This window comes from Streptomyces sp. (assembly GCF_031181705.1).
Classification (GTDB): Bacteria; Actinomycetota; Actinomycetes; order Streptomycetales; family Streptomycetaceae; genus Streptomyces.
In genome coordinates this window covers 15,189-23,800 of the sequence record NZ_JAPSKN010000024.1, presented here as the reverse complement: position 1 = coordinate 23,800, position 8,612 = coordinate 15,189, and the positions used below count along the sequence as shown (strand labels likewise).

The window sequence follows — 8,612 nt, the reverse complement described above, 5'->3', positions numbered from 1 at the left end:
TGGGGTGACCGTAGGGGGTGGGATGGCCGAAGGGCGCCGCGTTCGCCGGAGCGGCCGGGGTCCCGTCGACCGCCGCCGAGTCCGCCGGACCGGCAGCGGCTCCTGCGGGGGGTGCGTCCGCCACCGAGGCCGTGTCCGCCGAGGAAGGGGGCTCCGCAGGCGGAGGGGGCTCCGCAGCCGAAGGGGGCTGCGCAGCCGAAGGGGGCTGCGCAGCCGAAGGGGACTCCGCGGGTGAAGGTGGCTGCGCAGCCGATATCGGGTCCGTCGCAGCGCTCGGGTCCTTCGCAGCCCTCGAGTCCGCCGGGCCGCGCGGGTCCGTCGTACCGCGCGGGTCCGCCGTGCCGCGTGGGTCCGCCGTGCCGCTCGGTTCCGCCGCGCGTGCCGGAACTCCCGTGCGGGCCGCGTCACCCTCGCTCGGCGGGCCCGCCGGTGGGCCGCCTGCCCCGGGCCGCTCCTTCGGACGGATGTGGGCCGTCCAGGCCCTGCCGTCCCACCAGCGCTCGGTGGCGGGGCCGTCCGCTGTCTGTCCGGGGTCCGGGTACCACCCGGGAGGAGTCTCGCGCGTCATGCCCCCACCGTATGAGGCATCGGTGAAAGAGGCATGAGAGGAGTCGGAACCGATCGTTCCACCCGTACCCGTACCCGCACCCGCACCCGTACCGGCCGCCGCACCGTAATCGGAGGCTTTCGCACCTCCCGCCGGAAACGGCCGAAAAGCGCCGCCCCGGCGGGACGGAGGATGATCGCCACCGCAAACCCCGGCCTCCGTCTCCGCCGGCTGCTCCGTCCCGCAACCGCCCTCCGGTGTGAGGAACGGCGCCGCGATGATCGCCGGGAAGTGGCCGTAGACGCCGGACTCGCACCACTCGATGAGGCCGCCCCCGGACCCGCGGTCGGCGCCGGCGGCCCCGCCGTGTCCCCGCGATCCGGTGATGGAGCGTCACTTCCCTTGCAATTGCACGCCGTTGACGCGAATACGGCTGGTGACGGGCTGAGCGCGTCGTCCTGTCGTACCCGGTGTCACCCGTCACGGCAACAGGTGCCCCGACCATCCTCCACTCGGGCAATCGGACGGCTACGCTCGATGTCTGTACGTCGTTCGGGCGACTTGGGGAGGTAGCGGGATGACGGAGGTACGGCCCACGGCCGCCGCCTCGGCTTCCCTGTGGGAGCGCGACGAGGAAGTCGCCGCCGTCACAAGGGCGGTCGACAGCCTGTGCGCGGACCGCTCCTCGACCGGCGGACTGCTGGTCTTCAGCGGCGAGGCCGGGCTCGGCAAGACGGCGCTGCTGGCCGAAACCCGCCGCATCGCCGAGGCGCGCGGCTGCACCGTCTGGTCGGCCCGCGGCGGCGAGACCCTCAGGTCGGTCCCCTTCAACGTGGTACGGCAGCTGCTGCAGCCGGCCCTGGTGTCGATGCTGCCGGAGGAGGCCCGCGAGTACCTCGGCGACTGGTACGACATCGCCGGACCCGCCCTCGGCATAGCGGACCCCGGCGACCGCCAGGCCGACCCGCAGGGCGTGTGCGACGGTTTGGTCGCGGCCGTGCGGCGGCTCTCCCGCCGGGACTGGCCGCTGGTGCTGCTGATCGACGACGCCCACTGGGCCGACCAGGAGACCCTGCACTGGCTCGCCGGACTGGCCGGGCGGCTCGACGAGATGTCCGTCCTGGTCGTGGTCGCCCGCCGCCCGGGCGACCTCTCCGGCGCGAGCGCCCGGCACCTCGACACCGTCGCGGCCGCCGCCGACGGCCCGGTCACGACCCTGAGCGCCCTCACCCCGGACGCGACGGCCGGCCTCACCCGCGCCACCCTCGGCCGGCACGCGGACGCCGCGTTCTGCCGCGAGGTCTGGGCCGTCACCGCCGGCAACCCCTACGAGACCGTCGAACTCCTCGCCCGGGTGCGGGACAACGAACTCGAACCGGTCGAGGCCCGGGCCGGGGAACTGCGCGAGCTGAACCGCTCGGCCCGCGGCGGCGGCCTCGTCGCCCGCCTGGAGGAACTCGGCATCGACGCGACCCGGTTCGCCTGGGCCGCCGCCATCCTCGGCACCGGCATCTCCGTCGGCCTGGTCGCCAAACTCGCCACCCTCAGGACCGAGGACGCCCGCCGCTGCGCCGAACTGCTGCGCACCGCCCGCATCCTGACCGCGCCGGACCCCGCCACCGGCCGCGGCGCCGAGGGCGACCTGGAGTTCGTCCACCCGCTCATCGCCACCGCCGTCTACAACTCCATCCCCGACGCCCTGCGCACCGCCATGCACGGCATCGCCGCCCGCATCGTCACCGACGAGGGGCACGGCGCCGCGGCCGCCGCCCGGCACCTGCTGGAGGTCCACCCGGACGACGACGAGGAACTCGTGGGGCAGCTGCGCGAGGCCGCCCGAGAGCACCTCGCCGTCGGCGCGCCGGACGCCGCCCGCCGCTGCCTGGAGCGCGCCCTGAGGGAACCGCCCCGGCCCGAGTCCCATCCGCACGTGCTCTACGAACTGGCCGAGGCCACGTTCCTCACCGCACCCGCCCGCACGATCGGCCACCTGCGCACCGCGCTCTCCATGCCCGGGCTCGACGGCGAGAAGCGGGTGGACGCCGTCTTCCGCCTCTCCCAGGCGCTCCTGCACAACGACCAGCTGGAGGAAGCGGTCCGCACGGTCGAGGCGGAGGCCGCCCGGCTCGAGCCCGGCCCCGCCCGGATGCGGCTCCAGGCCGTCCACTTCATGTGGGAGGGCATCCACGCCGGCGAGGCCGCCTCACCCGCCCGCTCCCAGCGCCTCGCCGACCTCGCGGCCACCTGCACCGGCCGGGACAACTCCGAACGGGCGCTGCTCATCCTGCGCGGCTTCGACGCCCTGATGCACGGCGAGAACGCCGAGGAGGTCGCCGAGCTGTGCGACCGCGCCCTCGTCAACGGCCGCCTGGCACCCGGACTCGGCTGGACCGACACCGAGTGGGGCATCGAACTGCTGCTGATGCTGGCCAACGCGTACGCGTTCACCGACCGCCTCGACCGGGCCGAGACCCTCTACAACGAGGCCCTGCGCGCGTACGAGTCGGCCGGCTGGAGCGGCGGCCACCTCGCCCTGGCCCACGCCTACGTCGGTCTCGGCCACCGCAGGCGCGGCCGGCTGGAGGAGGCCGAGACCTCCCTGCGCGAGTCGCTGCGCCTGGCCGAGCGCGTCGGCCGCGGGCTGCCGCTGTACTGGTCCGCGATCTGCAACCTCGTCGACACACTCCTCGCCCGCGGCCGGGTCGAGGAGGCCTGGGGCGTCGCCGAGCGGTACGGCTTCGCCCCGCCCTACCCCTCCACGATCGTCCTGCCCGACCCGCGGTCGGTGCGCGGCCGGCTGCTGCTGGCCGTCGGCCGCACCAAGGACGGCATCAACGAACTCGAGGCCGCCGAGAAGGCCGCGGCGGCCCGGGGCCACCACAACCCGGTGCTCGTCCCCTGGGCGACGGACCTCGCCCGCGCGCTGAGCACCGAGGACCCGGCCCGCGCCGCCCGGCTCGCCGTCGACGTCCGCCGCCAGGCCGAGCGCTTCGGTACGGACACCGCCATAGGGGAGGCCCTGCGCTGTGCGGCAGCCCTGGAGACCGGCCAGCGCGCGGTCCGGCTCCTGGCCCGGGCCGTCACCTACCTGGAGGCCTCGCCCTGCCAGTACGAGCACGCCGCGGCCCGCATCGAGTACGGCATCGCCGCCCGCTCGGCGGCCGACCTCCGGCGCGGCCTGGACCTGGCTGTCTCGTGCGGCGCGGACGGACTGGCGGAACGGGCGCGCGCGGAACTCGCGACGGGCGCCGCCCCGCGGTGAGCCGCGCGCCCCGGTCACTCAGGCGCGGACCAGCTGGTCCGTCACCGCCGCCGGCCGGGTCCGCACCCGCGGGTCGAACGCCGCCTCGTGGGCCCGGGCCGGGCGTGTCCCGTCGCAGTGGCGGCCGGTGCCCGCGTCCCGCGTGGCCGGGGCCAGCAGGGCGGCCGCCCCGTCGGCGACGGTGTTCCAGGGGGTGAGGTCCGCCTCGCGGACCATCGCCGTGTCCATGAAGGTCGCCGGGTGCAGCACGTTCACCGTGACACCGGTGCCGTCCAGCTCATCGGCGAGGGCGAACGTGTGCGCCGCGAGGGCGAACTGCGGCGGTACGCCGCCCGTCGGCGCTGAGCTCACGGCCCGCCCCGGGCGCCCCGGAGCGCGGCCAGCTCGCGCACCCGCGTCAGGGAGGCCAGGTCCGCGACGAACGCCTCGGCGTCGCCCTCGGTGCGCAGCTCCGCGGCCAGCCGCTCGGTGCGCTCCGGGTCCCGGCCGTGGACGAGGACGACGTGCCCGGCGCGGACCAGTGCGAAGGCGGCGTACCGGCCGAGCCCCGAGGTGGCGCCGGTGATCAGCAGGGTGGACATGCCCCCACCGCGGGCGCGCCGGAAGGGTCCGGGCGAGCTGTCGCCGTGCGTACGACGGGCGGGGTCACCCTCCCGCGCCGTCCTCCTCCGCCAGCACCCGCTGGGCCGTCGCGAACGCCGAGTTCGCCGCCGGCACCCCGCAGTACACCGCCGTCTGCAGCAGCACCGCACCGATCTCCTCGGCGGTGAGCCCGTTGCGACGGGCCGCCCGGACGTGCATCGCCAGCTCGTCGTAGTGGCCGTGCGCGACCAGCGCGGTGAGGGTGATCATGCTGCGCTCGCGGCGCGACAGCGTCGGGTCGGTCCAGATCTCGCCCCAGGCGTAGCGGGAGATGAAGTCCTGGAAGCGCGCGGTGAAGGGCGTCTGCCGGGACTGCGCTCGGTCCACGTGCGGGTCGCCGAGCACCTGGCGCCGCACCTCCATCCCCCGCCCCGCGGGCCGGCCGAGGTGGGACCGCAGCGCGGCCAGCACCTCCTCGGGGCACTGCGCGGGCGCCAGGTGCGAGGCGCCCGGGATCTCCACCAGGGCCGCGCCCGGTACCGCGTCGGCGATCTCCCGCAGATGCGCGGGCGGGGTCGCCGGATCCTCGCGGCCGGCGACCAGCAGGGTCGGCACGGTGACCTCCGCCAGCCGGTCCCGCAGGTCGAACGAGGCGAGCGCGTCACAGCAGGCGGCGTACGCCTCCGGGTCGGCCCGGCGATGGTCCGCCACCAGCTGAGGCACGGTGAAACCGGCCGTGAACCAGCGCGCGTCGGCGGTCTTTGCCAGCGCGGCCAGTCCCTCCCGCCGCACCCGCGCGGCCCGTTCCTCCCACGGCCCGGCCCCGTCGAAGTGCGCCGAGGAGCAGATCACGGCCAGCGAGGACAGCCGCTCGGGGTGGTGCACGGCGAGATGCAGTCCCACGGCGCCGCCCAGCGACACCCCCGCGTAGGCGAACCGCCGGATGCCGAGCGAGTCGGCGAGTGCCAGCACCAGCCCGGCCAGATCGCCGACCGTGGCGCCCGCCGTGAGGAGACCGGCGGCCGAACCGCCGTGCCCCGGCAGGTCCCAGCGGATCACGCGATGGGTGACCGACAGCTCGGGCGCCACCCGGTCCCACAGGGCGTACGAGGTGCCGAGCGAGGGCCCGAGCAGCAGCGGGGGAGCGGAGGCGGGGCCTTCGGCGCGGTGATGCAGCAGGGTCAACGTCGCTCCAGGGCACGGTCGGTGAGGGTTCCGGCGGAGCCGGTGTAGTGCGTGGGGTCGAGGTCGGCGTCCGCGAGTTCCGGCGCGTCGGCGAGCGGGTGCCCCTCGGCGGCCAGCCGGGTGAGCAGTTCCTTGGCCCGGGCGCGGCCCAGCACCCCGGCCAGCTCGGCGGACAGCCGCTCGGAGAGGATCGCCCCGCCGGTCAGGTCCAGATGGGCGCGCATGGCCTCGGGCCTGACCCGCAGCTCCTCGGCCAGCTCCGCGGCGTCCCGGGCGGCCCCGCCGGCCAGCCGCAGCAGGTCGCGCAGGGGCTCCCACTCGGCGTGCCAGGCCCCGGCCGGGCGTTCGTCCTCCGCCGCCATCGCCCCGTAGAGCGTGGCCGCGAGCTGCGGTGCCCGCCGGGCGGCGGCGGCGACGAGGGTGGACCGCACGGGATTCGCCTTGTGCGGCATGGCGGACGAACCGCCGCCGCTGCCCTCGGCGACCTCGGCGATCTCGGTGCGCGACAGCGTGAGGACGTCCACGGCGATCTTGCCGAGGGCGCCCGCGGTGAAGGCCAGGCACCCGGCGAGGTCCGCGACGGGCGTCCGCAGAGTGTGCCAGGGCAAGTCGGGCGCCCGCAGCCCCAGTTCCCGGGCGTACGCCGCCGGCAGCGCGGTCGGGTCGGCAGCTCCGTAGGCTCCGAACGCCGCCAACGTCCCGGCCGCGCCCCCGAGTTGGACGGGCAGCGCGTCCCGCACGGCGCTCACCCGGTCCCGCGCGTCGAGCACCAGCGACCGCCACCCGGCGGCCTTGAGACCGAACGTGGTCGGCACGGCGTGCTGGGTGAGCGTCCGCCCCGGCAGCGCCGTGTCGCGGTGCTCGGCGGCCAGCCGGGCCAGGGCCCGCGCGGTGCGGCCGAGGTCGCCGAGGACGAGCCCCAGGGTGCGCGAGGCGACCAGCATGGCCGCGGTGTCCAGGATGTCCTGGCTGGTCGCGCCCCGGTGGACGTAGGAGCCGAACGGGTCGCCGACGGCCCTGGTCAGGTCCGCGACCAGCGGGATGACCGGGTTGCCGCCCGCCCGTGCCCGGGCCGCCAGGGACCGTGCGTCGAACGCGCCGGAGCGTGCCGCCCCGGTCACCGCCTCGGCGGCCTCGGCCGGGGCGAGTCCCAGCGCCGCCTGGGCCCGGGTCAGCGCGGCCTCCGCCTCGAGCAGGGCCCGCAGGTACGCGTCGTCGCCGGTCGCGGCCGCGGCCGCCGAGCCGGCCCAGCCGGGGGCGAGCAGGCCGGGGTCGCCGAGGGGAGATGTCACTGGAACTCCAGGAAGACCGTCTCGCCTTCGCCCTGAAGGCGGATGTCGAAACGGTACGTGCCGTCCGGCTCCGCCCCGGCGATCAGCGTGTCGCGCCGCTCCGGCTCCACCCGGGACAGCAGCGGGTCGGCCGCGAGGGCGGCGGCGTCGCCCGGCAGGTAGATCCGGGTGAACAGGTGCACCAGGAGCCCGCGCGCGAAGACGCACACGCTCAGGTACGGGGCGCTGCGCCCACGTGCTCCGGGCCGCAGCGTCCGCGCGTACCAGTGGCCGTTCGCGTCGGTCTGGCTGCGTCCCCAGCCGGTGAACTCCACGCCGTTGCGGCCCAGGAAGCCCCCCGAGGCCGCATCGCGCCGCATCGAGCCGTCGGCGGTGGGCAGGTTCCCCTCCGGGTCCGGGCCCCACAACTCGATCAGCGCGTCGGGCAGCGGCGCGCCCGCGCCGTCGGTGACGTACCCGTGCAGGGTGATCGTGTCCGGGTGCCCGGCGGGCGCGATGTCCTCGCCGCCGCGGAACGGCAGGGCGTGCCCGTAGAACGGTCCGACGGTGTGCGAGGGGGTGGGCAGCACGCTCTCGGGGCGGCTCGTGTCGATCCTCGTCATGGCGGGTCAGCGCCCCTCTTCCATCCAGGTGGCCCGCGGGCCGTCCAGCACGATGTCCCAGTGGTAGCCCATCGAGAACTCCGGCACCGACAGACTGTGGTCGTAGGTGGCGACCAGCCGCTGCCGGGCCGCGTCGTCCGTCACCGACTGGATGATCGGGTCGTGGGGGAACAGCGGGTCGCTCGGGAAGTACATCTGCGTCACCAGGCGCTGGGTGAACGCCGTGCCGAACAGCGAGAAGTGGATGTGCGCGGGCCGCCAGGCGTTGAGGTGCTGGCGCCACGGGTAGGGGCCGGGCTGGACGGTGGTGAAGTGGTAGCGGCCCCGGTCGTCGGTGAGGGTGCGGCCCACACCCGTGAAGTTCGGGTCGAGCGGGGCGTCGTGCTGCTCACGCTGATGGGCGTAGCGGCCCGCGGAGTTGGCCTGCCAGATCTCCACGAGCTGGCCGCGCACCGGGCGGCCGTCCCGGTCGAGCACCCGCCCGGAGACGGTGATGCGCTCACCGATCGGCTCGCCGGTGTGCTGCCGGGTGAGGTCGTTGTCGATCTCGGTGATGTCCCGCTCGCCGAAGGCCGGGGAGCCCAGCTCCACCAGCTCCGGGTCCTTGCTCACGTCGATGGTGAGGGGCGGTCGCCTGGGGTGCCGGAGCACCGAGGAGCGGTACGGCGCGTAGTCGCGGCGCGGCTGGTGCTCGACGGGCCCGCCGTCGGCGAGCCGCTTGGCGTAGGCGGCGCGCGCGGCCGCGATCTCCTGATCGATGTCGTGCTGCGTGAGCGTCATGGGAGTCCCTGGGGTACGTGAAGGCCGCGCTCCGGCAGGGGAGCGGGGCGGTATCGGTATGCGGCTTCGCCGCGACGCGCGGGGCCGCCTGCGGCCCGCGGCCGAACGCCCGGCGTTCGAGGACGAGAGCGAGCCCCCGGCCCACCTCGATGCACAGCGTGGCCACACCCACACCGCCGCCGCGCCGGACCGTCCGATGGGCCACTGCCGGCCGGGCCCCGCAGGCGCCGAGGGGATGCCCGAGGGCGATTCGCGCCCTGGGGCCCGCGGTCCCTCCTCGTCGACGAGCAGCAGCGCCGCGGCCCCGTCGTGCAGCGGCGGGGCGTTGCCCGCCGTCACCGTCCCGCCCTCCGCCCGGAACG

Annotated in this window: 6 protein-coding genes and 2 pseudogenes; 1 reads left to right on the top strand and 7 read right to left on the bottom strand. The window is 75.9% G+C overall.

From position 1 onward, the window contains the following. The coding region (locus RIN80_RS26555; RefSeq protein WP_375141645.1) for a DUF2510 domain-containing protein at positions 1-568 on the bottom strand (568 nt) is incomplete at its 3' end. 556 nt (positions 569-1,124) lie between these two features. Here RIN80_RS26555 and RIN80_RS07780 point away from each other — a divergent pair. Next, complete coding sequence (locus RIN80_RS07780) at positions 1,125-3,809, top strand: AAA family ATPase (protein WP_309094769.1); 2,685 nt, start codon at positions 1,125-1,127, stop codon at positions 3,807-3,809. An 18-nt stretch (positions 3,810-3,827) separates the two neighbouring features. Here RIN80_RS07780 and RIN80_RS07775 read toward each other — a convergent pair. From RIN80_RS07775 to RIN80_RS07750, 6 genes and pseudogenes are all read right to left on the bottom strand, one after another. Further along, a pseudogene (locus tag RIN80_RS07775) lies at positions 3,828-4,390 on the bottom strand (SDR family NAD(P)-dependent oxidoreductase). 64 nt (positions 4,391-4,454) lie between these two features. Then, entirely contained in the window at positions 4,455-5,576 is a 1,122-nt protein-coding gene (gene pcaD / locus RIN80_RS07770) for a 3-oxoadipate enol-lactonase (RefSeq protein ID WP_309094768.1), read from the bottom strand. Continuing rightward, positions 5,573-6,868: a 3-carboxy-cis,cis-muconate cycloisomerase gene (gene pcaB, locus RIN80_RS07765; RefSeq protein ID WP_309094767.1), complete on the bottom strand. Its 1,296-nt coding sequence runs from the start codon at positions 6,866-6,868 to the stop codon at positions 5,573-5,575. The genes pcaD and pcaB overlap by 4 nt, the downstream gene beginning before the upstream one ends. Next, entirely contained in the window at positions 6,865-7,470 is a 606-nt protein-coding gene (pcaG, locus tag RIN80_RS07760; protein ID WP_309094766.1) for a protocatechuate 3,4-dioxygenase subunit alpha, read from the bottom strand. The genes pcaB and pcaG overlap by 4 nt, the downstream gene beginning before the upstream one ends. A 6-nt stretch (positions 7,471-7,476) precedes the next feature. Then, positions 7,477-8,250, bottom strand: coding sequence for a protocatechuate 3,4-dioxygenase subunit beta (pcaH, locus tag RIN80_RS07755; protein WP_309094765.1), 774 nt, complete (start codon positions 8,248-8,250; stop codon positions 7,477-7,479). A gap of 112 nt (positions 8,251-8,362) precedes the next feature. Beyond that, a pseudogene (locus RIN80_RS07750) lies at positions 8,363-8,612 on the bottom strand (hypothetical protein); the annotation flags it as partial.

Excerpts from the sequence above, each read along its gene's own strand:
- RIN80_RS07780 (WP_309094769.1), top strand. The coding sequence starts at position 1,125 with ATGACGGAGGTACGGCCCACGGCCGCCGCCTCGGCTTCCCTGTGGGAG.
- pcaG (WP_309094766.1), bottom strand. The coding sequence starts at position 7,470 with ATGACGAGGATCGACACGAGCCGCCCCGAGAGCGTGCTGCCCACCCCC.
- pcaH (WP_309094765.1), bottom strand. The coding sequence starts at position 8,250 with ATGACGCTCACGCAGCACGACATCGATCAGGAGATCGCGGCCGCGCGC.